At 72.6% G+C, this 24,452-nt stretch carries 27 protein-coding genes; 4 read left to right on the top strand and 23 right to left on the bottom strand.

Annotated elements, in window-relative coordinates:
* Position 1: 1 nt before the first annotated feature.
* Positions 2 to 736, bottom strand: a complete 735-nt coding sequence (locus Nocox_RS02450; protein WP_051112540.1) for a WecB/TagA/CpsF family glycosyltransferase — start codon at positions 734 to 736, stop codon at positions 2 to 4.
* A gap of 189 nt (positions 737 to 925) precedes the next feature.
* Between Nocox_RS02450 and Nocox_RS02445 the strand changes: the two genes are divergently transcribed.
* On the top strand, positions 926 to 1,474 hold the full coding sequence (locus tag Nocox_RS02445) for a dTDP-4-dehydrorhamnose 3,5-epimerase family protein (protein ID WP_026214243.1): 549 nt from the start codon (positions 926 to 928) through the stop codon (positions 1,472 to 1,474).
* On the opposite strand, the gene Nocox_RS02440 is transcribed toward Nocox_RS02445, so the two are convergent.
* Both Nocox_RS02440 and Nocox_RS02435 read right to left on the bottom strand, forming a co-directional pair.
* A complete protein-coding gene (locus tag Nocox_RS02440) occupies positions 1,413 to 2,780 on the bottom strand; it encodes an O-antigen ligase family protein (RefSeq protein ID WP_020542720.1) in 1,368 nt (455 codons plus the stop codon). The genes Nocox_RS02445 and Nocox_RS02440 overlap by 62 nt on opposite strands.
* Positions 2,777 to 3,526, bottom strand: coding sequence for a hypothetical protein (locus Nocox_RS02435; protein WP_020542719.1), 750 nt, complete (start codon positions 3,524 to 3,526; stop codon positions 2,777 to 2,779). The genes Nocox_RS02440 and Nocox_RS02435 overlap by 4 nt, the downstream gene beginning before the upstream one ends.
* Before the next feature lie 151 nt (positions 3,527 to 3,677).
* Here Nocox_RS02435 and Nocox_RS02430 point away from each other — a divergent pair, with 151 nt between their 5' ends.
* Positions 3,678 to 4,478: a 2OG-Fe(II) oxygenase gene (locus Nocox_RS02430; protein WP_020542718.1), complete on the top strand. Its 801-nt coding sequence runs from the start codon at positions 3,678 to 3,680 to the stop codon at positions 4,476 to 4,478.
* Between the two features lie 3 nt (positions 4,479 to 4,481).
* On the opposite strand, the gene Nocox_RS02425 is transcribed toward Nocox_RS02430, so the two are convergent.
* Positions 4,482 to 5,291 carry a hypothetical protein gene (locus Nocox_RS02425; RefSeq protein WP_020542717.1) on the bottom strand — a complete coding sequence of 270 codons (810 nt, stop codon included), beginning with the start codon at positions 5,289 to 5,291 and terminating at the stop codon, positions 4,482 to 4,484.
* Positions 5,292 to 5,448: 157 nt separating this feature from the next.
* Between Nocox_RS02425 and Nocox_RS02420 the strand changes: the two genes are divergently transcribed.
* Positions 5,449 to 6,612, top strand: a complete 1,164-nt coding sequence (locus tag Nocox_RS02420) for an acyltransferase family protein (protein WP_020542716.1) — start codon at positions 5,449 to 5,451, stop codon at positions 6,610 to 6,612.
* Here Nocox_RS02420 and Nocox_RS02415 read toward each other — a convergent pair.
* The 8 genes from Nocox_RS02415 to Nocox_RS02380 are packed head-to-tail and all read right to left on the bottom strand — an operon-like array spanning position 6,575 to position 14,801.
* Positions 6,575 to 7,468: a glycosyltransferase family 2 protein gene (locus tag Nocox_RS02415; RefSeq protein WP_020542715.1), complete on the bottom strand. Its 894-nt coding sequence runs from the start codon at positions 7,466 to 7,468 to the stop codon at positions 6,575 to 6,577. The genes Nocox_RS02420 and Nocox_RS02415 overlap by 38 nt on opposite strands.
* Entirely contained in the window at positions 7,468 to 8,916 is a 1,449-nt protein-coding gene (locus Nocox_RS02410; protein WP_020542714.1) for an oligosaccharide flippase family protein, read from the bottom strand. Before Nocox_RS02410 ends, Nocox_RS02415 begins: the two co-directional genes overlap by 1 nt.
* 19 nt (positions 8,917 to 8,935) lie before the next feature.
* Positions 8,936 to 9,883 (bottom strand): hypothetical protein, encoded by a 948-nt coding sequence (locus Nocox_RS02405; protein WP_020542713.1) that lies wholly within the window; start codon positions 9,881 to 9,883, stop codon positions 8,936 to 8,938.
* The gene (locus tag Nocox_RS02400) at positions 9,883 to 11,151 is read right to left on the bottom strand and encodes a DUF4910 domain-containing protein (RefSeq protein WP_020542712.1); all 1,269 of its coding nucleotides are present in this window, start codon (positions 11,149 to 11,151) and stop codon (positions 9,883 to 9,885) included. Before Nocox_RS02400 ends, Nocox_RS02405 begins: the two co-directional genes overlap by 1 nt.
* Positions 11,148 to 12,167, bottom strand: coding sequence for an NAD-dependent epimerase/dehydratase family protein (locus Nocox_RS02395; protein WP_026214241.1), 1,020 nt, complete (start codon positions 12,165 to 12,167; stop codon positions 11,148 to 11,150). The genes Nocox_RS02400 and Nocox_RS02395 overlap by 4 nt, the downstream gene beginning before the upstream one ends.
* Before the next feature lie 2 nt (positions 12,168 to 12,169).
* Positions 12,170 to 12,841, bottom strand: coding sequence for a PIG-L deacetylase family protein (locus Nocox_RS02390; protein ID WP_246649731.1), 672 nt, complete (start codon positions 12,839 to 12,841; stop codon positions 12,170 to 12,172).
* On the bottom strand, positions 12,820 to 13,596 hold the full coding sequence (locus Nocox_RS02385) for a sugar phosphate nucleotidyltransferase (RefSeq protein ID WP_020542709.1): 777 nt from the start codon (positions 13,594 to 13,596) through the stop codon (positions 12,820 to 12,822). Before Nocox_RS02385 ends, Nocox_RS02390 begins: the two co-directional genes overlap by 22 nt.
* Complete coding sequence (locus tag Nocox_RS02380) at positions 13,593 to 14,801, bottom strand: class I SAM-dependent methyltransferase (RefSeq protein ID WP_020542708.1); 1,209 nt, start codon at positions 14,799 to 14,801, stop codon at positions 13,593 to 13,595. The genes Nocox_RS02385 and Nocox_RS02380 overlap by 4 nt, the downstream gene beginning before the upstream one ends.
* Before the next feature lie 100 nt (positions 14,802 to 14,901).
* Here Nocox_RS02380 and Nocox_RS02375 point away from each other — a divergent pair, with 100 nt between their 5' ends.
* Positions 14,902 to 15,480 carry a dTDP-4-dehydrorhamnose 3,5-epimerase family protein gene (locus Nocox_RS02375; RefSeq protein ID WP_020542707.1) on the top strand — a complete coding sequence of 193 codons (579 nt, stop codon included), beginning with the start codon at positions 14,902 to 14,904 and terminating at the stop codon, positions 15,478 to 15,480.
* Here the strand turns inward: Nocox_RS02375 and rfbD are convergent.
* The 11 genes from rfbD to Nocox_RS02320 all read right to left on the bottom strand — a co-directional run bounded on the left by rfbD (position 15,462) and on the right by Nocox_RS02320 (position 23,855).
* Complete coding sequence (rfbD, locus tag Nocox_RS02370; RefSeq protein WP_020542706.1) at positions 15,462 to 16,316, bottom strand: dTDP-4-dehydrorhamnose reductase; 855 nt, start codon at positions 16,314 to 16,316, stop codon at positions 15,462 to 15,464. The two genes, Nocox_RS02375 and rfbD, sit on opposite strands and share 19 nt — an antisense overlap.
* Positions 16,313 to 17,248, bottom strand: a complete 936-nt coding sequence (gene rfbB, locus Nocox_RS02365; protein WP_033408714.1) for a dTDP-glucose 4,6-dehydratase — start codon at positions 17,246 to 17,248, stop codon at positions 16,313 to 16,315. The genes rfbD and rfbB overlap by 4 nt, the downstream gene beginning before the upstream one ends.
* On the bottom strand, positions 17,245 to 18,312 hold the full coding sequence (locus Nocox_RS02360; protein ID WP_026214240.1) for a glucose-1-phosphate thymidylyltransferase: 1,068 nt from the start codon (positions 18,310 to 18,312) through the stop codon (positions 17,245 to 17,247). Before Nocox_RS02360 ends, rfbB begins: the two co-directional genes overlap by 4 nt.
* Before the next feature lie 2 nt (positions 18,313 to 18,314).
* Positions 18,315 to 19,772: a sugar transferase gene (locus tag Nocox_RS02355; protein WP_020542703.1), complete on the bottom strand. Its 1,458-nt coding sequence runs from the start codon at positions 19,770 to 19,772 to the stop codon at positions 18,315 to 18,317.
* A 266-nt stretch (positions 19,773 to 20,038) separates the two neighbouring features.
* The gene (locus Nocox_RS02350) at positions 20,039 to 20,413 is read right to left on the bottom strand and encodes a hypothetical protein (RefSeq protein ID WP_246649730.1); all 375 of its coding nucleotides are present in this window, start codon (positions 20,411 to 20,413) and stop codon (positions 20,039 to 20,041) included.
* A 46-nt stretch (positions 20,414 to 20,459) separates the two neighbouring features.
* Entirely contained in the window at positions 20,460 to 21,086 is a 627-nt protein-coding gene (locus Nocox_RS02345) for a GntR family transcriptional regulator (RefSeq protein WP_020542701.1), read from the bottom strand.
* Between the two features lie 10 nt (positions 21,087 to 21,096).
* Positions 21,097 to 22,011 (bottom strand): DMT family transporter, encoded by a 915-nt coding sequence (locus Nocox_RS02340; protein WP_033408713.1) that lies wholly within the window; start codon positions 22,009 to 22,011, stop codon positions 21,097 to 21,099.
* Positions 22,012 to 22,064: 53 nt separating this feature from the next.
* A complete protein-coding gene (locus tag Nocox_RS02335) occupies positions 22,065 to 22,442 on the bottom strand; it encodes a hypothetical protein (protein ID WP_157382979.1) in 378 nt (125 codons plus the stop codon).
* A 54-nt stretch (positions 22,443 to 22,496) separates the two neighbouring features.
* Entirely contained in the window at positions 22,497 to 22,994 is a 498-nt protein-coding gene (locus Nocox_RS02330) for a GNAT family N-acetyltransferase (RefSeq protein ID WP_246649729.1), read from the bottom strand.
* Between the two features lie 11 nt (positions 22,995 to 23,005).
* The gene (locus Nocox_RS02325) at positions 23,006 to 23,347 is read right to left on the bottom strand and encodes an MmcQ/YjbR family DNA-binding protein (protein ID WP_425517780.1); all 342 of its coding nucleotides are present in this window, start codon (positions 23,345 to 23,347) and stop codon (positions 23,006 to 23,008) included.
* 88 nt (positions 23,348 to 23,435) lie between these two features.
* Positions 23,436 to 23,855, bottom strand: coding sequence for a VOC family protein (locus tag Nocox_RS02320; RefSeq protein WP_020542696.1), 420 nt, complete (start codon positions 23,853 to 23,855; stop codon positions 23,436 to 23,438).
* Between the last annotated feature and the right edge of the window lie 597 nt (positions 23,856 to 24,452).

Raw genomic sequence — 24,452 nt, 5'->3', positions numbered from 1 at the left:
CTCACCTTCCCAGGAGACGGAGACGGGCGCGGAGCGCGCCGGCCAGCAGGCGCACGGCGAAGGGGGCGTCGTGGAGCAGGTAGCGCCGCAGCAGGCGGCGCGGTTCGAGCGCGAGCCGGTGCAGCCACTCGCCGCCCGCGCGCTGCAGGGCCTCGGGGGCGCGGCTGAACTGGCCCGCGGCCATCGGGATGCCCGCGCCGCAGCCGAGGAACCAGGCGGCGGGCAGCTCCGGCCGCAGCTCCTGGATCAGCCGCTCCTGCTTGGGGAAGCCGAGGCCGACGAGCACCAGGCCGGGCCTGGCCTCCCTGACGCGCTCGACGACCGCGCGCCGCGCGGCGGGGTCGGCGTCGAACCCGTACGGCGGGGAGTGCGTGCCCGCGATCCGCAGCGCCGGGTAACGTTCCAACAGGGCCCGTGCGGCGGCCTCCGGCACTCCTTCGTCGCCGCCGAGCAGATAGACCGGCCGGCCGTCGCGGGCGGCGCGCCCGGCGAGGGTGTGCACGAGCGAGGCGCCGGTGACCCGTTCCGGGATCGCGGTCCCGGCCAGGCGGCCCGCCCACACGACCGGCATGCCGTCGGCGACGACCAGTTCGGCGCGGGCGACGAGGGCGGCGAGGGCCGGGTCGCGGGTGGCGGCGCGGACGATGTCGACGTTCGCGGTGACGATCGCGCCGCCCCGGCCGGCGGCCCACTCGCGGGAGACGTGGCCGGCCACCCCCGCCTCGGTGACGGCCATGACGTGCACGGCTCCCACGCGGACGCGCGCGGGAGGACTGGTCGCGGTGAAGGGGTCTGCCGGAATGTCCTCGCTCCTTCGCCCTGGCCCAGCCCAGCCCGACCTTTCGCCCGGATCATCGGCATGACGGAGAAATCCGTTACGTGTGGGTCTGGCAGGATGTGTGGGCCCGCCAGCAGGATGAGAGGCATGAGAGTGGAGCGCGGCGCCCTGGAGGGCGTCCTTCTCTTCGTCCCCACGCCGCACCACGACGACCGGGGGTTCTTCACCCGGACGTTCGACGCGGCCGTCGCCGGGAAACACGGCCTCGACCCCGCCGCCTTCATCCAGGACAGCCAGTCGCGCTCGCGCCTCGGCACGGTCCGCGCCCTGCACGGGCGGGTGGGGCGCGGCGAGGCCAAGCTCGTCAGGTGCGCCCGCGGCGCGATCCACGACGTGCTGGTGGACGCCAGGCCCGGCTCGCCGACGTACGGCCGGAGCATGAGCGTGCGGCTCGACGACGAGGACTTCGCCTGCCTGTACGTGCCGCCCGGCTTCCTCCACGGCTTCCAGGCGCTCACCGGGCAGGCCGACGTCTGCTACCGCATCGACAGGGAGCACGACCCGGCCGAGGACGTCTCGGTCCGCTACGACGATCCCGACCTGGCCGTCGCCTGGCCGCTGCCGGCGACCGCGATCAGCGCGCGGGACCTGGCGGCGGGGTCGTGGCGGGAGGCGCAGGCGCGGCTGCTCGCCTGAGCCGGGCCTCCCGCGCGAGCGCGCCGGCCGAGCCGACCAGCAGGAACGACAGCCCGGTGATCACCGCGTACGAGCGCAGGTCGAAGGTCGCGGCCCCGATGAGCGGCACCACCAGGCAGGCGGCCAGCGTCAGCCCGAGGTCGCGGTCGGCCGGGTCGGTGAGCAGCCGGCGGGCGCGGAGCGCCGACCAGATCCCGGCCAGGAAGAGGCCGGCGAAGGCCAGCACGCCGATGATCCCGGTCTCGACCGCGGTGAGGATGTACTGGTTGTCGAAGACCAGGTATTTCGGGGCGTACCAGGTGCCGAGGCCGCGGCCCAGCCACGGGTGGCGGGAGATCTCGGTGGCCGCGGCGGCGTAGTCCATGGTCCGCCAGCGCAGGCTGGAGTCGGTGGACAGGCCCGTGAACAGGTCCAGGATGGCCCCGAGCACCCCCGGCACGACCACCTTGACCGCGCCCAGGAAGAGCACCATCGCCCCGAGCGCGAGCAGCCGCCGCCGGCGCGGCCAGCCGGCCAGCAGCACCGCCGCCGCCCCCGCCACGCCGACGAAGGCCGAGCGCGACACCGAGAACACCATCCCGGCCGCGATCAGCCCCGCGCACAGCCACCAGCGCAGGTGCGGCTGCCGGCGTTCGAGCGCCTGGAAGGCGAAGTGCAGCGCGATCGGCAGGATCATGGCGCACACGACCGCGAACTCGATCGGGTGCCCGGTCGTCGCCGCGACCCTGCTCAGCCCGTTGCGCTCCACGATGAACAGCTCCTCCTGCGTGAAGCGCAGGCCGGGCAGCACCATGTACGGGGTCGGGTCGAACCTGAGCAGGAACTGCGCCGCGCCGATCACGCCGAGCACCGCGCCCATCACCGCGACGGTCTTCAGCACCAGGTCGAGCCGGGCCCGGCCGCGTACGCCGTCCACGACGAGCAGCACGATCCCGATCATCGCGAACGCGCTCACCATCATGTGGTCGGCGAGGTCGAGCTCGTCCCTCGGCAGGTTGCCCGCGGCGGCGTAGGCGTAGGTGGCGATCAGTGAGCAGGCGTGGACGAAGACCGCGCTGCGGACGAGGGTGCGGCCCTTGGCCGCGCCGAGCGTGGTGGTGAGCTGCGCGCAGAACCACCACACCAGCGCGAACAGGCCCACGGCCTCGGCCGGCGTGATGGCGAACGAGAGCCCGCGGAACACCAGCCGGGCCGGGACGATCATCAGGATGACCACGAAGACGACGCCCAGCGTGGCCCCGTCGGCGGCGTGCGGCCGGGGCAGGCCGGCCACGGGCTCCGTCCTGGTGAGGGTGATCGCCTTCACGGGCGCAGCGCCGGCGGCTCGGCGGATTCGGCGGGCTCGACGGATTCGACGGGCTCGGCGGGCTCGGCGGGCTCGGCGGGGGCCGGCCCGGCCCGCCTGCGGCGCAGCGCCGCGGCGAGGCTCTCCGTGGCGTAGCCGGCCGTCAGGGCGGCGAACAGGCCGAGCGCCAGCACCGCCATGGCCGTGCGGCTCTTGCCGCCGCGCTGCTCCTGCGGCTCGGTGGGCGGCACCATCGGCGTGAGCTGGATGTAGGTGCTGACGGGCGCGCCCAGCGTGGCCTGGCGGGCGGCGAGCTCGGTGCCCGCCTGCGCCACGAGCCTGGTGACCAGCGTGTGGGCGGTCTCGGGGGACGGCGACCTGGCGTTGATGATCACGAACGGCCCGCTGGCCAGCAGCTCGGGGTTGGGGCTGCCGTTGTGGACGACGTACGTGGTCTCGCCGCCGGGCGGCGCCCCCAGCCGGGCGGCGGTCTCCGGGGCGCTGAGCGCCTGGAGCAGGATCGAGGCCGCGACGTTGAGCGAGCCGTTGTAGTTGAGCAGCGGGTTCGTCCGGGGGTTCGGGTAGGCGGGATCGTTTGGAACGCTCCCGCCCGTCACGGGGATGGTGAGCACGAGGACCGCGCCCGACTGGTAGACGGTCGGGACGGTGCGGTAGACGGCGAACGATCCGCCGAGGGCCAGCAGCAACGCCGGGACGGTGACGTACCACCGCCGGAACACGACCAGGACCGTCCCCCAGAAGTCCAAGGCGTTTTCCCTCCCGAACCGGATGAACCTTCGATACGGTCATCGGCCCCGGACGTATCCGGCGTTACCAGGAAACTCGTAACGAGATCACCGTATTTCACGATGTCTCACCCGGGGTATTCACGCCATTTCCGTAGGGTGGGGAGCATCGATGCCGTTTTCCGACTTCACCTTCAAACGTGACAATCTCCTTCCGCTGGCGGACAGCCTGCGGGAGTCGTTCCTCAAGGCCAGCCCCTTCCGGCACGTGGTGATCGACGACTTCCTGCCCGCCGAGGCGCTGGAGCCTGTGCTCGCCGAGTTCCCCGAGCCGCGCGACGCCGAATGGCAGCGCTTCGACAACGCCCGCGAGATCAAGCTCGCCCTCGCCGACACCGAGAAGATGGGGCCCGCGACCCGGCACCTGCTGGCGGAGTTCAACGGGCAGGTGTTCGTCGACTTCCTCGAACGGCTCACCGGCATCGAGCACCTGGTGTCCGACCCGCACTACGACGGCGGCGGCCTGCACCAGATCAGACCGGGCGGCTTCCTGAAGGTGCACGTCGACTTCAACCGGCACCGCAGGCTCGACCTGGACCGCCGGCTCAACGGCCTGCTCTACCTCAACAAGGACTGGGAGGAGTCCTACGGCGGGCACCTGCAGCTCTGGGACAAGGACATGACCCGCTGCGAGCACAGGATCCTGCCGGTGTTCAACCGCTTCGTGGTCTTCGCCACCACCGACGACGCCAACCACGGCCACCCCGAGCCGCTGACCTGCCCGGAGGACCGGGCCAGGCGCTCGATGGCGCTCTACTACTACACGAACGGGCGGCCGGACGACGAGACGCTCGACGAGCACGACACCAAGTTCAAGCAGCGGCCCGGCGAGGAGTGGAAGAGCAGCTTCCGGCAGGTCGCCAGGCGGTGGGTGCCGCCCGCGCTGGCCGACCTGGTCGGGCCGCGCAAGTAGGGCTCAGCGCTCGCCGCCGCTGATGACGTCGATGGGACCGGTCTCGGCGTCGTCCACGGCCGGGTCGCGCGGGGCTCTGCCGTTGAGGCCGGCGGGCCTGCGAGGTGTCCCGTTCTCCCGGTTCTCCTGGGGAGGGGGTTCAGGGGCGGCGGACGGCTGGAGGCGGGCGGGGAGGCGCAGCTTGCCGCGCACCGCCGCGTAGGCCGCGCCGAAGCCCGCCAGCAGGCCGACCAGCGCGCCGCCGGCCGCCCCTTGGAGCTTGGGCGCGAGGTCGGCCTCGGGCCCGAGCCGCACCACGTCGTCGAGCTGGACGAACGTGACGGGGTGCGCCTTGAGCTCGTTCTGCCGGTCCTCCAGCTCCTCGCGGAGCCGTTCCTGGGCCGCCGCCAGCACCTTCGCCGCCTCGGCCCTGGAGGGGGCCTCGACCTCGACGTAGACGAACGGGCCCGTGGTGCCGACGCCGAGCAGGGTCGGGTTCGTCCGCCCGTCGTCGATCGTGAGGTCGACCGGGCCGTCCTCGGTGACGCCGACGGACCTGAAGACGTCGGGCGAGTTCATGGCCAGGATGAGGATGCTGGCGGTGGTCCGCAGGTCGTCGGAGAACTGCAGCAGCGGGTTGGTCTGCGCGAGCGGCTTGGTCCGGTCGATCGAGCCGCCGCCCGACGGGGTCACCAGGACCATGGAGGCGCTGGCGACGTACCGCTCCGGCAGGACGAGCCAGCCCGTGAGGGCCAGCGCCGCCGTGAGGACGGCCACCGGGACGGCGACGAACGCGTTGCGGGCAAGACCCAGAATGGCCGTCCAGAATTCCATATATCCCCAGCCCGATTTGCAGCGCAACGGGGCGTCGCTCATCCCCCAGAAATACGTTCCAATCAGGACATCGCACCTTTCCTTCTCCTTGTTACGCGAGCCCGACAGATCGCGATATATCCAGGGCGATGCGCGGGCGGCCGGGGGCGGGGTGGGCATGGACGGGGGCGAGACGCGGCTCGGCGGCCTGGACGGGATCCGCGGCCTCGCCGCGCTCTTCGTGGTCCTGCACCACTGCTGGCTGCTGTCCTTCCCCGGCTTCCCCGCCGACACCGGGCCCGGCTGGGCGGGCTGGCTGCTCTACGGCCACTTCGCCGTCGTCGTCTTCATCGCCCTGTCGGGCTTCTCCCTCGCGGTCTCCCCCGCCCGCTCCGGCTGGCGGCTGGGCGGGCTGCGCCGCTTCGCCCGCCGCCGCGCCTGGCGCATCCTGCCGCCGTACTGGGCGGCGCTGCTGTTCAGCCTGGCGGTCGCCTGGCTGCTGGTGCCGCAGCCCGGCCAGCCCGTCCCCACCGCGAAGACGGTCGTCGTGTACGGGCTGCTGCTCCAGGACGTGTTCGGCTCGCCCAGCCCCAACGGCGCCCTCTGGTCGATCGCCGTCGAGGCGCAGCTCTACTTCGTCTTCCCCCTCCTGCTGCTCCTGGTGCGGCGGCTCGGCGCGTGGGCGATGGCGGCCGTGGTCGCCGTCGTGGTGGTGGCGGTGGGCGTCCTGGCCGCGTACGTGCCGGTCACAGGGATGCTGATGCGGCTGACCCCGCAGTTCGCGGTGCTGTTCGCCGTGGGCGTGCTGGCGGCGGCCGTGCTCAGGACGCGGACCCGGTTCCCGCTGCACTGGGCGGCGGCGGTGGCGGCCGTCCCGGTGCTCGTCCTGATCGTGGCCCAGGGCTCGGAGTGGACGGTCGCCCGGTTCTTCTGGGTGGACCTCGCGCTCGCGCCCGCCGCCGGGCTGCTGCTCGCCGCGGTCGCCCTGGGACGTCCCCGGCCCCTCGTGCGCCTGCTCGACACCCGGCCGGTGCGGGCGCTCGGCTCCTTCTCCTACAGCCTCTATCTCGTCCACGCGCCGATCGTGGTCGCCGTGAACCACTTCCTCGTCGCGCCGCTGCTGGAGCCGGGCGTGGGCCGGCTGGCGGCGCTGCTGGCGGTGGCCGCGCCGGCGTCGGTGCTGTTCGCTCGGGTCTTCGCCGCCGCGTTCGAGCTGCCGTTCCAGCGCCACCGCGGCGCCGCCGCGCTCCGCGACGCGGTCCGTGCCCGCCTGGCGCGGCCGGGCAGGACGCGCGCGGCCGCCGCTACCGGCCGGCCCCCAGGAGCCGGGTCGTCGCCATGAGCTTGCGGCCCCTGCGCACGGCCGTCACCCCGTGCCGGCGCAGGTACATCCGGGCCACCAGCGCCCGTCCCCGCCGCCGCTGCGCGGGCGTCAGCCCGACCTCGCCGAGCGCCCGCAGCAGCTCCCTGCACTGCAGCAGCAGGGCGACCCGGACCTGCCAGGCGGGCACCCCGAGCTTGCGCGCGATGTCGCCCTGCTGCTGGACCTCCCAGCCCCGGCCGGCCAGGACCTCGGGAACGTGGCCCCACGGCCCGGCCAGGGCCATGCGGGCCGCGTAGATCTCGTCCTCGCGCAGCATGGCCCGGCCCCGGTCCACCCGCATGATCCGCTCACGGCGCATGAGGGAGTAGAGAGGGTCCATGGCGAGCGGGTCCTCGTTGAGCATGCGCAGGCACTCGGCGAAGCGGTCCACCGGGTCGTCGGCGAGGTAGCCGGTGCCGGTGTAGGGGGCGGTCCTGGTCGAGCCGTCCGGGGCCGCGTACGCCTGCTGCGTGGTGACCAGCAGCAGGCGCTCGTCGGCGGCGAAGACCTCCAGGCAGCGGGAGACGTACGTGGGGGCCAGCCAGTTGTCGTCGCCCGCCCACCGGTAGAACACGCCCCGCGCCCGCCGGATGGCGTCGGCGAAGTTCGGGAACTGCCCGATGTTCTCCGGCTGCCGGTGGTAGACGACGCGGGGGTCGCTCGCCGCCCAGTCACGGCAGATCTCCTCGGTGCGGTCGGTCGAGGCGTTGTCGCAGATGACCAGCTCAAGGTTCTGGTGGTCCTGGGCGAGGACCGCGCGGATCGTCCCCTCGATGCGGGCGGCGCCGTTGAAGACGGGCACCCCCACGGAGACCAGCGAGTCGGCGAAGGACATCAAGCGCTCCTAGTGACGAGTTTCCTCAGCGCCGCGCCCGGCACCACGATCAGCACGAAGACCAGCAGCCCGGCCCCGCCGGCCACGCCGAGCTGCACGAGCGCGTGCTCGCCCCGGGTGACGCCCTCCAGGACCGCCATCACCGTCCCGGAGACGACCGCGCCCAGGGCCGGGCGCACCAGGCCGGGCAGCACGGGCGCGAGCCGCACTCCCACGCGGTGCAGGACGAGCACCGCCATGGGCACCGCCACCAGCACCGCGACCAGGGCGTGCGAGACGGCCGCGCCGCGGATCCCGCCGAGGTGCGCCCCGGCGAGCAGGGCCGGCAGCAGGACGACCGCCCAGCCGAGGTTGAGCCAGACGGTGGTCCTGGTCGCGCCCAGCCCGGTCAGGATGTCCACCGCCAGGTACGAGATGAGCATCCGCACCACCATCAGGACCGCCAGCCAGCGCAGCACCCCGGCCGAGAAGTCCCACCGCTCGCCGTACAGGAACGTGATGAGCGGATGGGCGAGGAAGGCCATCACCAGCGCGGGCGGCAGCACGAACGCCACCATCACCGGCACCGACCTGCGCACCCCCTCCGACAGCGCCGCCGGGTCCTCCGACAGCCGGGAGAAGCTGGGCAGCGACACGTAGCGCAGCGCGGTGCCGATGATCCCCGGCACCCAGCTCGACACGTTGAACGCCAGCAGGTAGTAGCCGAGCTGCTCGGCCCCGAGCACATTGCCGACGATGACGTAGTCGGCGTTCATGAGCAGGGCCTCCAGCCCGAACCCGACCGCCGACGGGATCCCGATCCGCAGCAGCTTGCCCGCGGTCTCCCTGTCCCAGCCGACCCTGATCGGCAGCCAGCCCCAGAAGAAGATGAGCACCCCGGTGACCAGCGAGGCGGTGACCTGCCCCCAGGCGAAGGCGTACGCGCCCGCGCCCGCGAAGGCCAGGCTTACCGCCACCGCCGCGTTCGCCACGAAGCCGGCCATGATGGCGAGCGTGAGCCGGTCCTGCTGGAAGCGCACCAGGAGGGCGGCGCTGCGCACGGCGGTGAACGCCTCGATGAGGACGACCGCGGTGAGCAGCCGCACCACGCCGGTGGCCTCCTCGTTGCCGGCCAGCCCCGCGAAGACCGGCGCGAACAGCCAGAACGCGCCGTAGGCCAGCGTGGTGACGGCGAAGTTGAGCACGCTGGCCGTCGGCGCGATGTCCTCCACGCGGCCACGCCAGTGGATGACCGCCGCCTGGATGCCGATGTCCTTGACGTGCATGACGATCTGCGTCGCCGCCAGCGCCACCGCGTAGACGCCGAAGTCGCCGGCGGCGAGCAGCCGGGCCAGCACCAGCCCCATGGCGAAGGAGCCGGCCCGGGTCACCAGACTGCCGAGGACGGTCCAGCGCAGCCCGCGGCCCGCGCGGGCGCCTACCTCCTCGACCCGTTCCGTCTCCGCCATGCGTTCCTTTCCTGTGCGGTCACACCCGTTCGAGCCAGATCTCCCGCCAGAACGGCACGAACTCGCGCGGGCAGTTGAGGCTGTGCAGGCCCTGGCAGACCACGTCCTCCAGCGTCACGCAGGGCGTCTTCATGGTCAGCAGCTCGCCGGTGCGCTCGTCGACGCAGCGCTCCACCACGGACTGGACGCGGGTGACGGTGCCGCAGTAGCGCGCCATCTCCTCCTCGAAGCCGAGGCCGCGGTTCTCCATGCGCTCGTTCAGGGTGGCCATGATCTCGTCCTTGGACCGGACGCGGACCAGCTCGCCGGGCTTCAGGTCGAGCACCGCCGTCGGCGTCCGGCCGTGCAGGGCGGGCTTGAGGAAGCCCCAGCGCCGCCCCTCCCGGAGCCGCAGCCGCCGGGGCAGCGTGCGCGTGCTGACCGCCTGGATCCGGTTGAAGCCGCCGATCAGCAGCGCGTGGAGGGTACGGAGCACGCCGGCGTTGCCGGTGCGCACGTCGGTGACGTACTGGCCCATGCTGCGCACCGGCAGGCAGGCGGGCGCGGCCCGCAGCAGCTCGGTGGCCTGGCAGGAGTAGTGGTCGGGCCGGTCCGGCTTGCGGGTGTTGACCTCCAGCAGGGGCAGCAGGCGCCGGTCCGGCTCCGCGGCCCGCGCGGGCGCCTCGCCGATCCGCCTGATCCAGGCGTCCTTCCAGTACATCGAGCAGTTCGTCTGGCAGCCGCCGTGGGCCGAGCCGTCGCAGCGCGCCCCGGTCAGGTGCACGGCCCGCTCCATCCGGCGCAGCCCGGTCCTGGTCTGGGTGTCGCACAGCTTGTGGGCGACCTTGTGCACGGTGAGGCGCCTGCCGCAGTAGGCCGCCATCTCCGGCATGAAAGGCAGGCCGTCGAGCTCGCCGCGCTCGTCCAGGGTGGCGCGGATCTCGGCCTCGCCCCGCACTTCGACCACGTCACCGACCTTGAGGTCCATCAGGCCTTCTCCTTCAGCAATCCGGCGTCCAGCAGTGACTCGGCCGCCCCCTTCACGGCGGCGAACGGCAGTCCGGACCGATCGGCGATGTCGAGCAGGCCATGCTCTCCGTCTGACAGGTTCAACACCCATAACATCGCCATCTGGGCCTGTTTCGTGTCACTCCTGCCGCCCAGAGATCCGTAGAGCCCGCGGCGGCCGAGCTGCGGCTCGCCGTACGGGCTGAGGTTGAGGTACGTACGCTCGTGCTCCAGCACCTCGACGACCCGGGTGAGGGCGTCGAGGGTGTCCTCCATGGCCGCCGGGGTCACGAAGTCCGGGTTGTCGCCCGAGGTGTGATATTCCGGGTATCCCGCGTACGGGGTCCTGGTCAGGCTGCCGAACGGCAGGTCGAAGCCCGGCGAGCAGAACTGGCGCTCGTCGTAGCCGTACGGGGAGAACTCCAGCACCTCGTGCGGCCGGTCCCGCAGCACGTGCGTGACCGCCCGGTCGACGAGCGCGTCGCCCCGGCGGCTCCGCTTGTACGTCAGCGCCCCCGGATCCCCCGCACAGGCCAGCGTCAGCCCGGCCGCGACCAGGTGCAGGCGCTCCCGGTTGCGCGCCAGCCAGGTGATGGCCCCGATCGTGCCCGGCGCGAACAGGAACCGGTAGGTGTGGCGGGGCTCGCGCAGCCGCCGCGCCAGCGCCACGGCCACCGCGATGCCCGCCAGGTTGTCGTTGGCGAGCGACGGGTGGCACACGTGGCAGGAGATCATCACCTCCTCGGGGAGCCGCCCGGGGACGACGTACTCGCCGTAGGTCAGCGAGCCGGCCGCGAGGGTGGAGTCGATGCGCACCTCGAAGGGGCCGTCCTCGTCGCGGAGCCCGTCGAGGGCGTCCTGGCTGAGGCAGAAGCCCCACGTCTCGGCGTAGTAGCTGGTCCGGTACGGCACCAGCCCCGGCTGCTCGGGCAGCGTGTGCAGCCGGGGACGCAGCTCGGCCAGCGAGTACGTCCCCGACACCGGCACGCTGTAGCCCACGACGTGCAGGTTCGACTCCCGGAAGTCGATCACCCGCCGCCCGGAGGCGTCCTTGACGTAGGCGTCGCGGATGTTCCATTCCTTCGGCACCGTCCAGTCCAGCACCTCGGTCCCGGTCGGCACCTCGCGCACGGCCAGCGGCAGGTGCTCGCCGATGATCTCCAGGGTGCCGCGCACGCCGTCGCCCGTGATGCTCCGGCACAGGGGGTGGAGCCGGCGGACGAGGTCGTGCATCTCCTCGCCGTTCACGGCCGGAGCCCGGCGTCGACCGTGCCCGCCTCCCGCCGGTCGGCCAGCCGGGCCAGCCGCGTGTAGCGCCGCTCGAAGTCGTGCGTGGTCAGCCCGTACGTCCGGTACGCCGTCACCAGCTCCTCCGCGCCGGCCTTGACCGTCCAGGCGGCCTCGTAGCCGGGCAGCGCCCGCCGGATGCGCGAGAAGTCCACCCGGTAGGAGCGCGGATCGCCGCCGCTCTCGCCGGTGATCGTCAGCTCGGCGCCGGGCACCGCCGCCACCACCTCGTCGGCGATCTCCCTGACGGTCACGTTGTTGGCCTCGGTGCCCACGTTGAACGCCTGGGCGTGCACGGCCTCGCGCGGCGCCTCGACGGCCCGCAGGAACGCCTCGGCGATGTCGCGGGCGTGCGCCAGGGGCCGCCACGGCGTGCCGTCGGACAGCACCCGCACCTCGCCGGTCAGCACGGCGTGCCCGGCCAGGTTGTTGAGCACGATGTCGGCCCGCAGCCGGGGCGAGAACCCGAACGCGGTGGCGTTGCGCAGGAACACCGGCGAGAAGTCGTCGTCGGCCAGCTCCGCGAGGTCGTCCTCGACCCGGACCTTCGACTCGGCGTACGGTGTGACCGGCCGCAGCGGCGCGTCCTCGTCCACCAGCGCGTCTCCGCCCGAGGCCCCGTAGACCGAGCAGGTGGAGGCGTAGACGAACCGGCGCACCCCGGCGTCGCGGGCCAGCCTGGCCAGCCGGACGGAGGCGTGGTGGTTGATGTCGTAGGTCAGCTCGGGCGCGAGCGAGCCGAGCGGGTCGTTCGACAGCGCCGCGAGGTGCGCGACGGCGTCGATGCCGGTCAGCGCCCCGGCGGGGACGTCCCGCAGGTCCACGGCGTGTCCCGGGGGGTCGGCGGGCGGCGGCCCGAGCACGCAGTCGGCGAACAGGCCGGAGTCGAGGCCGATCACCTCGTGCCCCGCCTCCGCCAGCACCGGGGCCAGCACGGTGCCCAGGTAGCCCTGGTGGCCGGTCAACAGAATCCGCACGGTCAGCCTCCGGAGGCCAGGTCGATGACGATCTTGTCGGTGTGGAACGCCTCGGCGTACCTGGCGCCGCACTCGACGCCGCGGACGCGGGCCAGGCCGAGGAAGGTCTCCCGGTCGTACCAGGGGCGGTGCCGCTGGGAGGGGTAGTGCTCCTGGAGCAGCCGCGCCTTCGCCTCGGCCGTCTCCGGGGCGAGCGGCTGGTAGACGGAGGGGCGGCCGAGGTCGCCGTCCCATTTGACGATCTCGTAGCCGAGCGCGAGACAGCCCCGCCAGACGGTCGGCACGAGCCCGGCCAGGCCGCGGTGGTCCTGGTGGGCGTCGCCCCGCCAGGGGGCGAGGATCAGGTCGGGCGCGGTACGGGCGCGCAGGTCCTCCAGGGCGTTCTTGGCCTCGTCCCAGTGGGCGGGCAGCCGGCCGTCGGGGAGCTTCAGCACGGTGACGGCGAGGTCGGCCCCCGGGCAGAACGCCGCGAGCGCCGCCCGCTCCTCGTCCTCCCGCCCGGTGCCGCCGCCGGACAGCACCAGCGCGTCCACCCGCAGCCCGGGGCGGCCCGCGCAGAGCGTGAGCAGCGTGCCGCCGGCCCCGATCGCGAGGTCGTCGCAGTGCGCGCCGAGCGCCACGACCGCGCCCAGCCCCGCCGGGCGCAGGCCCGTCACCTCTCCCACAGCGCCCACGGGCGCTCGCCCCTCGCCCAGGCGCTGTCCAGCTCCAGGCGCTGGTTCACGGTGTCACTCGGCCGCCAGTAGCCCCGGTGCGGGTACGCGATCAGCCGCCCCCGCTTGGCCAGCTCGGCGCAGGCGTCCGCGACCAGGTCGCCGTCGCGCGGGAGGTGCTCGAAGACCTCCTGGCGCAGCACGAAGAAGCCGCCGTTGACCCAGAGCGGCAGCTCGGCCACCGGCGTGATGGCCCCGACCTGCCCGCCCTCGCCGACGTCCACGACGTGGAAGGTGTTGGTGGGCGGCACGACCATCATCGACGCGCCGGCGTCGGAGGCGGCGAAACGGGCGATGATGTCCGGCAGCGGGGCGTCGGTGAGCACGTCGGCGTAGTTGGCGAGGAACATCTCGTCGTCGCCGAGGAACGGGCGCACCCGGCGCAGCCGCTCGCCGATCGTGGCGTCGAGCCCGGTGTCGATCAGCGAGATCCGCCAGTCGGAGATGTCCGTCGACAGCAGCTCGACGCGCCCGTCCCGCAGCACGAAGTCGTTCGAGCCGGTCTCCTGGTAGGTGAGGAAGAAGTCCTTGATGTGCTGGGCGCCGTAGCCCAGGCACAGGATGAACTCCTTGTGCCCGAAGTGCGCGTAGTAGCGCATGACGTGCCAGACCAGCGGGCGCGGGCCGACGAGCTGCATCGGCTTCGGCATGGTGCCGCCGGGTAAGTCGCTGCGCATGCGGGTGCCGCGCCCGCCGCAGAACAGCACGACCTTCATCCCACGACCTCCAGGCTCGGGATGGGGAAGACCAGCCGGCCGCCCCACTCCCGGACGTACGAGAGCTGGTCGACCAGCTCCTCGCGCAGGTTCCACGGCAGCACCAGCACGTAGTCCGGCCGGTCGGCGGCGATGCGCTCGGGCGGAAGAACGGGGATGCGCGAGCCTGGCGTGAACCTGCCGTGCTTGTACGGGTTGCGGTCCACCGTGTACGCCAGCAGGTCAGGCCGGACGCCGCAGTAGTTGAGCAGCGTGTTGCCCTTGCCGGGAGCGCCGTAGCCGACCACCGTCCGGCCCGCGTCGGCCGCGTCGATGAGGAAGCGCAGCAGGTCGCGCCGGACCTTGGCCACGCGGGCGGCGAAGTCGGCGTACCCGGACAGCTCGTGCAGCCCGGCCGCCTTCTCCCTGGCGAGCACGTCCACCACCCGCTGCGACACCGGCGCCTCCTCCGGCCGCGCCCACAGCCTGATCGAGCCGCCGTGCGTCGGCAGCAGCTCCACGTCCACCAGGTGCAGCCCGCCACTCGCGAGGGCGCGCTGGGCGGAGGCGACCGTGTAGTACTGGTAGTGCTCGTGGTAGATCGTGTCGAACTGGTTGAGCTCCATCAGCGTCAGCAGGTGCTGCACCTCGATCGAGACCCGGCCGCCGTCGGCCACCAGCGCCCGCAGCCCCTCCGTGAAGCCGGTCACGTCCGGCACGTGCGCGTAGACGTTGTTGGCCACCACCAGGTCGGCCGGCCCGTGCCCGGCCCGCACCTGCCGCCCGGTCTCCGGGGTGAGGAAGCCGGTGAGCGTCGGCACGCCCTTCTCCCTGGCGGCCCGGCCGACGTTCGCCGACGGCTCGATGCCGAGGCAGCGCACGCCCCGCTCGACCACGTGCTGGAGCAGGTAGCCGTCGTTGCTGGCCACCTCCACCACGAAGTCCCCGGGGCGCGGCCCGGCGTCCTCGACGAAGCGGCGCGCGTGCTCCACCCAGGAGGTCGAGTAGGAGGAGAAGTAGGCGTACTCGGTGAACGTCTCCTCCGGCGTGATCAGCGGCGGGAGCTGGGCCAGCCAGCAGTTCGTGCAGACCCGCAGGTGCAGCGGGTACGTCGGCTCAGGCGCGGCGAGCCGGTCGGCGGTCAGGAACAGCTCGCACGGCGGGGTCGCGCCGAGGTCCACCACCCCCGCCAGCTCGTCCGCGCCGCACAGACGGCAGGTCGTCACCCCGGCTCACCCCCGGGGCGTAAGGCCGGGACTGCGGTCGTCATCGAAGATCCCTCCCAGAACTGCTTGCGTCGGAGCGGCCGTCTGGCATGCTGCGTTCGTGGATCGCCTCTCGATCGAAGGCTCGTGGCTCTTCACCCCCCGCGTTCACACCGACCCGCGCGGCGCCTTCCTGGAGGCGTTCCGTGCCGCGGAGCTGCCGCACCCGCTCGGCGTGGCCCAGGTCAACTGCTCCGTCTCGCGCGCCGGCGTGCTGCGCGGGGTGCACTTCGCGGACGTGCCGCCCGGCCAGGCCAAATACGTCACCTGCGTGTCCGGGGCCGTCCTCGACGTGGTCGTGGACCTGCGCGCCGGCTCCCCCACCTTCGGCCGGTGGGAGTCGGCGGCGCTGGACGACGAGACGCGGCGGGCGGTGCTCGTCGCCGAAGGGCTGGGGCACGCCTTCATGGCGCTCAGCGAACAGGCGACCGTCGTCTACCTGTGCTCCCAGCCCTACAACCCGGCCGGGGAGCACGGGGTGCACCCGCTCGACCCCGATCTCGGCATCGCCTGGCCGGACGGGCTGGAGCCGGTGCTGTCGGACAAGGACGCCGCCGCGCCGGCCCTCGCCGAGGCGCTGGCGGCCGGGCTGCTCCCCGACTACCGCGCCTGCAAGGAGTTCTACGCCACACTGCACTGACGGCTCCCCATCAGCACCGGCCAGGCGGCGTGCAACGCCTCGCGCCAGTGGCGGATCGGCTCGCCCCTCCGGCAGGCGAGCACGCTGTTCGCCGGGCGGCGGGCCGGCCTCGGGCAGGCGGCGCTCGGCACCGGGCGCACCCGGTCCTGGTCCGCGCCCAGCAGCCCGAAGATCTCCCTGGCGAAGCCGTACCAGGTGGTCTCGCCCGCGCTGGTCGCGTGGTAGACGCCGGGCGGCAGGTCGTCCGCGCGGGCCAGCAGGACGAGGCGGTCGGCCACGTCGGCGGACCACGTCGGCTGGCCGCGCTGGTCGTCCACGACGTCCACGAAGGGCCGCTCCTCCGCCAGGCGGATCATCGTGCGGACGAAGTTGGGGCCGTGGGCGCCGTAGAGCCAGGCGGTGCGGACGACGTACTGGCCGTGGTCGAGGGCGGCGCGCTCGCCCGCCAGCTTCGTGCGGCCGTAGGCGTTGAGCGGGCCCGTCGGGTCGTCCTCCCCGTACGGCCCCGCCGCCGCCCCGTCGAAGACGTAGTCGGTCGACACCTGCAGCAGCCGCGCGCCGACGCCCTCGCACGCCTCGGCCAGCAGCCGCACCCCGTGGCCGTTGACCGCCAGCGCCTCGGCCTCGTGCGTCTCGGCGTCGTCCACGGCGGTCCAGCCCGCGCAGTTGACCACGACGCCGGGCCGGTAGGCGGCCACGAACTCGCGCACCGCGCGCCGGTCGCGCACGTCCAGCTCCGCCCGGCCGAGCGCGAGCACCGGCTCGCCGATCCCCGTCACCCGGTCGAGGACGTCGGCGGCCAGCATGCCGCCCGCGCCCGTGATCAGCCACCTCATCGGTCCTCCCGGTCCCACCGGTCCCGGTGCTCGGCGTACCAGCGGACGGTGTCCTTGAGCCCCTGCTCGAACGGGATCTCCGGGCGGTAGCCGAGCGCCCTGAGCTTGCTGTCGTCCAGCGAGTACCTGCGGTCGTGGCCCTTGCGGTCCGCCACGTGCTCGACCAGGTCCCAGTCGCGGCCGCACGCCTCCAGCAGGCGTCCGGTCAGCTCCCTGTTGGTCAGCTCGGCCGTGCCCGCGATGTGGTAGACCTCGCCGGGCGCGCCCTTCTCGGCCACGAGCCGGATGCCGGCGCAGTGGTCGTGGACGTGGATCCAGTCGCGGACGTTGCCGCCGTCGCCGTACAGCGGGACCTTCTCGCCGCGCAGCAGCCGCGTCACGAACAGCGGGATGATCTTCTCCGGGTACTGGCCGGGGCCGTAGTTGTTGCCGCAGCGGGTGATCGAGACGTCCAGCCCGTACGTCACCGCGTACGCGCGGGCGATGAGGTCGCCGCCCGCCTTGGACGCCGCGTACGGCGAGCGCGGCCGGACCGGCGCCGACTCGTCCCACGAGCCGATGTCGATGGAGCCGTAGACCTCGTCGGTGGACACCTGCACCACCTTCGGCACCCCGGCCTCCAGGCACGCCTGGAGCAGCGTCTGGGTGCCGAGCGCGTTGGTGCGCATGAACTCCGCCGCGCCCGCGATCGAGCGGTCGACGTGGGACTCGGCGGCGAAGTTGACCACCAGGTCGTGGCCGGGCACGACCCGCGCGAGCAGGTCGGCGTCGCAGATGTCGCCGTGCACGAAGTCGTGCCTGACGCCCTGGAGGTTGGCCCGGTCACCCGCGTAGGTGAGCTTGTCGAGGACGGTGACGTACACGTCGTGGAGGCTTCGGGCGAAGTGCGAGCCGATGAACCCCGCGCCGCCCGTCACCAGGACTCTGGTCATGTGGAAATCTGTACCTTGCTGTGATCGCCGAGCACCAGGCGGTGGGCTCGGGGCGTGTTGGGCGCGGGCGTCACCTCGACGTCGTGGCCGATGAGCGAGGACTCCACGCGGCCCACCCCCGAGATGGAGGCCCCGGGCATGACGATCGAGTACTCGATCTCGGCGTCGGCGAGCGCGCAGTCGGCCCCGAGCGAGGTGGAGGGGCCGACGTAGCTGTCGCGGACGCGGGCGCGCTCGCCGATGATCGCCGGGCCGACGACGCGGGAGCGCTCGACCGTGGCGCCCCGCTCGACGACGACCCGGCCGACCAGCTCGCTGGCCGCGTCGACGTACCCGCTGACGCGCGGCTCGACCGATTCCAGGACGAGCCGGTTGACCTCCAGCATGTCGGTGACGTTGCCGGTGTCCTTCCAGTAGCCGGAGATCACCGAGGACTCCACCCGCAGCCCGGCCTCGATGAGCCACTGGATGGCGTCGGTGATCTCCAGCTCGCCCCGCCAGGACGGCTTCAGCTCGGCCACCGCCGCGTGCACCGCCGGGCTGAACAGGTAGACGCCCACCAGCGCGAGGTCGCTCTTCGGCCGCTCGGGTTTCTCCTCCAGCCCGATGACCCGGCCGGCGGCGTCCAGCTCGGCGACGCCGAACTGGCGCGGATCGCCCACCCGGGTGAGCATGATCTGGGCGGCCGGCCGTTCCCGGGCGAAGCGCTCCACCAGGTCGTTGATGCCGCCGACCACGAAGTTGTCGCCCAGGTACATCACGAAGTCGTCGTCGCCCAGGTAGTCGCGGGCGATCAGCACGCCGTGCGCCAGCCCGAGCGGCGCCTCCTGCCGCAGGTACGTCACCTGCAGCCCGAACGCCGAGCCGTCGCCCACGGCCGCCTCGATCTCGGCGTGGGTGTCGCCGACCACCAGCCCCAGCTCGACGATCCCGGCGGCGGCGATGGCCTCCAGGCCGTAGAACAGCACCGGTTTGTTGGCGACCGGCACGAGCTGCTTGGCCGAGGTGTGCGTGATCGGCCGAAGCCGTGTGCCCGACCCCCCGGCGAGCACGAGTGCTTTCACCGCTAGTACGCCCCTTCTCCACGGGTGACGACGGACCAGGTCTTCCACAGGATCTGCAGGTCGAGGATGAGCGACCAGTTCTCGACGTAGCGCAGGTCGAGCCGTACGGACTCCTCCCACGTCAGGTCGGAACGGCCGCTGACCTGCCAGAGCCCGGTCATCCCCGGCTTGACGACGAGACGGCGGCGCACGTCGGTGCCGTACTCGGCGACCTCCCGCGGCAGCGGCGGGCGCGGGCCGACGAGAGACATCTCGCCGCGCAGGACATTGAGGAGCTGGGGCAGCTCGTCGACGGAGTATTTCCTGAGGAACGCGCCCACGGCGGTGATCCTTGGATCGTTCCGCATCTTGAACAGCACGCCGTCGAAGTCGTTGGAGTCGAGCAGCGCGCCCTTCAGCCGCTCGGCGTCGGCGACCATCGTCCGGAACTTCACCAGGCGGAACTCCGTGCCGCCCTTGCCGACCCGCGTCTGGTGGAAGAACGCCGGGCCGGGGCTGGTGAGGCGGATCAGCAGCGCGATGCCGAGCAGCGGCAGGGCGAGCAGCAGCAGCGCGAGCGCCGCCACCAGCCGGTCGAAGACGGTCTTGACGAGCTGCTTGGTGCCGTCGAACTCGGGATGCTCCACGTGCAGCAGCGGCATCCCCGCGACCGGCCTGATGCTGATGCGCGGCCCGGCCACGTCGAGCAGCGCCGGGGCGACGAACAGGTCGGTGCGGGCGGTCTCCAGGCTCCACGCGAGCCGGCGCAGCGCCGCGCCGTCCAGCTCGGGGCAGGCCAGCACCGCGACCGCGTCGGCGCGCTCCCGCTCGGCCACCCGCGCCACGTCCCCGAACGTGCCGAGCACCGGCACGCCGTCGAGGTCGGCGTCGAGGTCGTGGTCGGGCGGCAGGCAGGCGCCCACGACCCGCATGCCGTGGTACGGCTGCCGCCTGAACTGGATCACCAGATCGATGATCGACTCCCGGTGCCCGACCGCGATGACCTGGCGCATGTAGTCGCCGACGGCCCGCCTGCGGTGCAGGCGCTTGCGCATCCTGAAGCGGAAGCCCAGCGTGGCGGCCAGGGCCAGCGGCAGCATCGCCATCACGAAGCTGCGGGCGATCGCGGTCTGGGTGGCGTAGGCCATGATGGCGACGGTGGCCATCAACCCGACGCCGCCGTTGAAGACGGCCTTGAACTCCTCGGTGCCCTCGCCGTTGGCGCGCTGGCGGTAGGCGCCGCCCATCGCGAGGGCCATGGGCCAGCCGGCGACCAGGCCGAACCCCAGCAGATACTCCACCCAGGGGATGAACGCCCCGCCCAGCAGTCGCGCGCCCAGCACGCAGACGCAGGCGAGCAGCGCGCAGGTCGTGTCCCCGTACAGCAGCAGCCGCAGGTACGCCCGCGTCCAGATGCTGGACGCACGGCGTGGCGCGGCTCTGAGGAGCACGACAGCGGACTCCCCGGTCCCCACCCTCATAGCACCACCCTGTGAACTCCGTGCTCCTTGTTAACGTGACGTCCCAATCACCACATGGGTTGACAAAACCCCCTCATAAGGGCGGCGGCCCCCACTAAAGATTAAAGATCGGCTCCACCATGGGGAATGGCATCAACCGTCCACAATCGGACGTTTGATGGGGACGCCGAGGGGTTGACGGAACGCTCCATTTGGTGCAGCGGTCCACAAGAGGGATTTAGGAGGTTTACGGCGACATTTCGGCAGTTTGCCGGTTGATGGACGCTCTAGTCGTATTCGAGGTCAGGCAGCGCCGACGGCGGATCCGGGCTGCGCCAGACGACCACGACCCCGTCGTGCGCGGAGTCGGCCGCGTGCGTCAGCCGGTCGAGGTCGAAGTCCGGCAGGTAGCGCAGCCGGGCGAGGAACGTGGCGTCCGTGGCGGAGCGGGGCACGACACAACCCTCGCCGTCGCGGTCGAGCAGGATGAAAAGGACGTCCTCGCCGGACTCGGTGACGACACGGACCTCCACGACGTCCTCCCACGCGAGGGCCTCGACGCTCCCGTCCGCGTAATGACGGGTGACGCCCTCTTCCGTGACGTACACGTAGGAGTCCGGCATCGGATTGCCGTGCATGGCCGCGATTCTTGCGAGTTCCATGGCCGTCCCGCAAGGGTTCGCACGCAATGGCGCACGAAGCGCCGCGTCAGGCGCCGCCGCCCCAGGAATGGCTGAGATGCGCGGCCACCGCCGCCCTCGCCTCCTCGGCGGTGCCGCCGGCGATCGCGTCCAGCAGCCCGCGGTGCTCGCGCACGAGCACGTCCCGGTCCTCGTAGACCTCGCGCAGGCGGACCAGCCCCAGCCGGGTCTCGGCCGCCAGCACGCCGTAGAGCCGCTCCAGCCGCGGGCTGCCGACGGCCTCGATCAGCGCCTCGTGCAGCGCCATGTGCTCGGCCACGGTCTCCGACCAGACCGCCTCGGCCGGCAGCGCCGCCATGCGCCGCAGCGCCGCCTCCGCCTCCGGCACCCGCCGGCCGGCCACGGCCCGCGCCATCAGGTCCTCCAGCGGGCGGCGGACGTACATCAGGTCGTCGAGGTCCGCGAGCGTCACCTCGGGGACGTACGCGCTGCGGTTGCGCTCCCGCCTGAGCAGCCCCTCGTGCACCAGGACGGCCAGCGCCTCGCGGACGGTGGGCCTCGCGACCCCGTAGGAGGCGGCGAGCTCCTGCTCGGGCAGCGGGGTGCCGGGCGCGATCTCGCCCGAGAGCACCCTGCTGCGCAGGGCGTCGGCGAGCGCCCCGACGGTGGAGACGGGTCTGAGGGGCAACGTCACGCCTGCGACTCTAACGCCGTTCCGGCACGCCCGAGGCGCCCGCCTCCGCCGGTACGCGGACCTCCGGCCGCGCCGCCTTCTCGGGGACCGCCACCGCGGCCAGGCTGAGCGCGAGCAGCACCAGCCCGGCGACCGACACCGGCGCCAGGCGCTCGCCGAGCACCGCGACCCCCAGCAGCGCGGCCACGGCCGGCTCGGCCAGCGCGAGCGTGGCCGCCGTGGCCACCGGCGTGGTGCGCAGCCCCCGCCCGTACAGGAAGTAGGACAGCGCCGTCGTCCCCAGGCCCAGGTAGAGCACCGCGACCAGGCCCCGCGGCTCCCAGCCGACGCCGCCGTTGACGACGAGCACCGGCAGCATGATCAGCGCCGCGCCGCCGAACATGGCGCCCATGACGGCGTTCGACTCGCCGCCGGCGCCGATGGCGCGGGCCGCCGTGACCGCGTAGAAGGCGTAGAGCAGGCCGCCGAGCAGCGCGAACAGCACCCCGGACACCACCTGTCCCGACGTCGATCCGGCCGCCTGGACGCCGCCGCCGACGATGAGCGCCGCGCAGCCGCAGATCGCCGCGGCCGTGGCCGCCGCCCAGCGGCGGCTCGGCCGCCGCCGGTGCAGCAGCCAGGACAGCAGCCCGGTGAAGACGGGCCCGCTGCCGATCGCCACCACGGTGCCGATCGCGACGCCCGTCCGCGCCACGGCGGCGAAGAAGCAGAGCTGGTACGCCGCCACCGCCACGGCCCCGAGCAGCAGCCCCGGGCTCAGCACCCGCCGGATGCCGGACCCGGCCATCAGCGCCAGGGCCGCGCCGCCGACGACGAGCCGGGCGGCGGCGAGCGCCACGCTGTCGGCGGAGACGAGCAGGCCCGCGGTGCCGGCCGTCCCCCAGAGCACGGCGGCGGCGACCACGGCGACAGGTCCGTTCCTCATGCCCTCATTGTCAGACAACCAGACAATGAAGTCCAATCGATTCCGGAACGGGGTCAGGCGATCTCCTCCAGCAACCGGTCGATCGTGCGGTTCGCGGCCTCGGCGACGTCGCTCGCGTAGTCGTCGAGGACGGCGATTGCGTCCAGGACGTCGGGCAGGGCCTTGCGCGGCAGGTCGAGCAGCGTCTCGCTCTCGGCGGTGATCGAGCCCTCGACGTGGAAGACGTCGCCGGCGGCGGCGACGGAGACCTCGAAGCGCACCTCGCGGCCGTCGGGCAGCACGAAGGCGATGCCGACGCGGACGCCGGCGGGCGGGAAGAAGGTGGAGACGTGCTCGTGCCGGACGAAGGGATGCCGTAACCCGGCGAAGATCTCCACCGTCCGGCTCAGCGCCGCCAGGAGGGCGGCCGCGGCCAGACTCTCGCTGTCCACCAGAAAAGGGTAGATCAGCGGCCCCTTCACCCGCGACCGCGCCCCCGGACGCGCTCAGCCGTGCCGGGCGTGGAACTCCACGTCGTAACCGTCCCGCCGTTCGACGCCCTCGGGGCGGAAACCGGCCTTGGCCGCGACCCGGCAGGAGGCCGGGTTGTCCGTGCGGTGCGCGAGCCTGAGCCGGTGGATCCCGAGCCGCTCGAACGCCCACCGCGCCAGCCGGTCGGTGGCCGCCGCCGCGATCCCGAGCCGCCTCACCTCGGGCAGCACCCAGTAGGACACCCACGCGCCCTCAAGCCCGGGCGAGCCGGTCAGCGCGACGTTGCCGACGACGGGCCCGTCGTCGCCGACCGTCACGGCGAAGGCGTGCCCGGCGCCGTCCCAGGACGCGATCCAGCCGAGCGCGTCCTGCGGGGTGACCACCGGCAGCGAGCTCTGCTCCGCCAGGTCGGGGACCCGGAAGGCGCGCAGCACGAGCGGCGCGTCGCTCTCCCGCCACGCCCGCAGCCGTACGGTGCGGCCGGATGCCTGATCGGAGAGCGAAATAGCCACAATGTCGGAGATTACCCGGACTGCACCCGTTGTCCGATGGGGTGGGTCGCCTCGAACTCCGCCACCATCGGCCGCGGCGCCGTCAGGCACCACGCCTCGGCCACGAGCTCGAACAGTTCGTCGGCGTCGATGCGGTCGAGGTGCACGACCACCCAGCCGAAGCGCCCCGCGGTGAACTGCGCCTCGAACACCTCGGGCCGCTCGGCCACCATCGCGAGCTGCTCCTCGATGGTGGCCTTGAGCCCGACGGTCTCGGTCTTCTCCCAGAGGTAGCCGAAGCCCTTGTCACGCACCTTGATGCCGATCCAGTCGCCGCCGTGGCTCAGCTTGACCCCCGGCAGCTCGTCCAGCATCTCCAGGAACTCATCGACGCTCACACCCATGCGGCCTGTCTACCAGAGCCCGCCGACAACTTCCGTTCCCGGCGGGACGGCACCGCGCTCACTCGTAATATCGGACCTCGATGACATTGCCGTCGGGATCGGCGAAATAAATCGTCTCCGGCGCGATTCCGCGCGCGCCGAACGAGTTCGTTCCGGTGCCGGTGACCTCGACCTCGTTCTGCTTGAGCCGCACCTGGAGCGCGTCGAATTCCTCGCGATCGACCGCCAGGCAGAAGTGGTTGAGCGGATGCCCCGCGGCGCCCCGCACCCCGGTGCCCTCGTCCACGCCTCTGGCGCTCTCGTACGCCATGAGGTCGAGGATCGTCTCGGGCGCGACCCGGACGCTCGGGAACCCGGCCTTGCCTTCTCGGAACTCCTCGGCCCGCACCCCGGGCAACCCGACGACCCGCTCGTAGAAGCGCAGCGAGACGAACGGGTCAGCGACCCAGCAGACGAGATGGTCCAGGCGTGCCTCCATGAATGAACCTCCTTGCTCCCAATATCGTCCGCCTTATTCACCCTGTCCACCTGCGCGGCGTGAAAGCAGCCGATTAACACGGCGTTCACGGGAATGACGAAGAAAATTGCCACCGGTGTCGCCGGACGAAGCAATTACCGGCGGCAGTGAACACACGTCAATATGTCCTGACCAATACGGCCGCCGTCACCGCGCCATTTCCGCCCGCGCGGCGACTCCGAAAGTTTCGGTCGGGCGGCGACCGTCTCACGCCTGCCCGCTGACCTCAGGTTAGACGAAGAAACTTTCATTGCCCAGGCCCAGATCCGGCCAGGCAGAGCAGTCGGCACGCCGAAATATTTCGAAAAATCATTGACATGTTTCGCACGCCTTCGCACACTGACCCTCGTCCCCCGGAAGGAGAGCCCGGTGATCATCAACTTGGGCCGTTCCCGGCTCCGCGCGGTGGTCGCCGCGCTGGCGGCGGCGGCGACGTTCACGCTCCCTGGAGCGGCGCCGGCGGCGAGCGCCGACGTCCGCGCGTCCCTCGCGGTCGGGCGGCTCGATCCTCCGGGCGGACGCGACCGGCGTCACAGGCTGCTCCCGCTACGGCAAGGG

The organism is Nonomuraea coxensis DSM 45129 (genome assembly GCF_019397265.1).
In the GTDB taxonomy this organism is placed as follows: domain Bacteria; phylum Actinomycetota; class Actinomycetes; order Streptosporangiales; family Streptosporangiaceae; genus Nonomuraea; species Nonomuraea coxensis.
This window is presented reverse-complemented; position numbering and strand designations above follow the sequence as displayed.

Excerpts from the sequence above, each read along its gene's own strand:
- Nocox_RS02350 (WP_246649730.1), bottom strand. The coding sequence starts at position 20,413 with ATGGAACTCGCAAGAATCGCGGCCATGCACGGCAATCCGATGCCGGAC.
- Nocox_RS02320 (WP_020542696.1), bottom strand. The coding sequence starts at position 23,855 with ATGGAGGCACGCCTGGACCATCTCGTCTGCTGGGTCGCTGACCCGTTC.
- Nocox_RS02420 (WP_020542716.1), top strand. The coding sequence starts at position 5,449 with ATGGACGGGGGCGAGACGCGGCTCGGCGGCCTGGACGGGATCCGCGGC.
- Nocox_RS02405 (WP_020542713.1), bottom strand. The coding sequence starts at position 9,883 with ATGGACCTCAAGGTCGGTGACGTGGTCGAAGTGCGGGGCGAGGCCGAG.
- Nocox_RS02445 (WP_026214243.1), top strand. The coding sequence starts at position 926 with ATGAGAGTGGAGCGCGGCGCCCTGGAGGGCGTCCTTCTCTTCGTCCCC.
- Nocox_RS02430 (WP_020542718.1), top strand. The coding sequence starts at position 3,678 with ATGCCGTTTTCCGACTTCACCTTCAAACGTGACAATCTCCTTCCGCTG.
- rfbD (WP_020542706.1), bottom strand. The coding sequence starts at position 16,316 with ATGAGGTGGCTGATCACGGGCGCGGGCGGCATGCTGGCCGCCGACGTC.
- Nocox_RS02325 (WP_425517780.1), bottom strand. The coding sequence starts at position 23,347 with ATGCTGGACGAGCTGCCGGGGGTCAAGCTGAGCCACGGCGGCGACTGG.
- Nocox_RS02450 (WP_051112540.1), bottom strand. The coding sequence starts at position 736 with ATGGCCGTCACCGAGGCGGGGGTGGCCGGCCACGTCTCCCGCGAGTGG.
- rfbB (WP_033408714.1), bottom strand. The coding sequence starts at position 17,248 with ATGACCAGAGTCCTGGTGACGGGCGGCGCGGGGTTCATCGGCTCGCAC.
- Nocox_RS02340 (WP_033408713.1), bottom strand. The coding sequence starts at position 22,011 with ATGAGGAACGGACCTGTCGCCGTGGTCGCCGCCGCCGTGCTCTGGGGG.
- Nocox_RS02355 (WP_020542703.1), bottom strand. The coding sequence starts at position 19,772 with ATGAGGGTGGGGACCGGGGAGTCCGCTGTCGTGCTCCTCAGAGCCGCG.
- Nocox_RS02385 (WP_020542709.1), bottom strand. The coding sequence starts at position 13,596 with ATGAAGGTCGTGCTGTTCTGCGGCGGGCGCGGCACCCGCATGCGCAGC.
- Nocox_RS02415 (WP_020542715.1), bottom strand. The coding sequence starts at position 7,468 with ATGTCCTTCGCCGACTCGCTGGTCTCCGTGGGGGTGCCCGTCTTCAAC.
- Nocox_RS02425 (WP_020542717.1), bottom strand. The coding sequence starts at position 5,291 with ATGGAATTCTGGACGGCCATTCTGGGTCTTGCCCGCAACGCGTTCGTC.
- Nocox_RS02410 (WP_020542714.1), bottom strand. The coding sequence starts at position 8,916 with ATGGCGGAGACGGAACGGGTCGAGGAGGTAGGCGCCCGCGCGGGCCGC.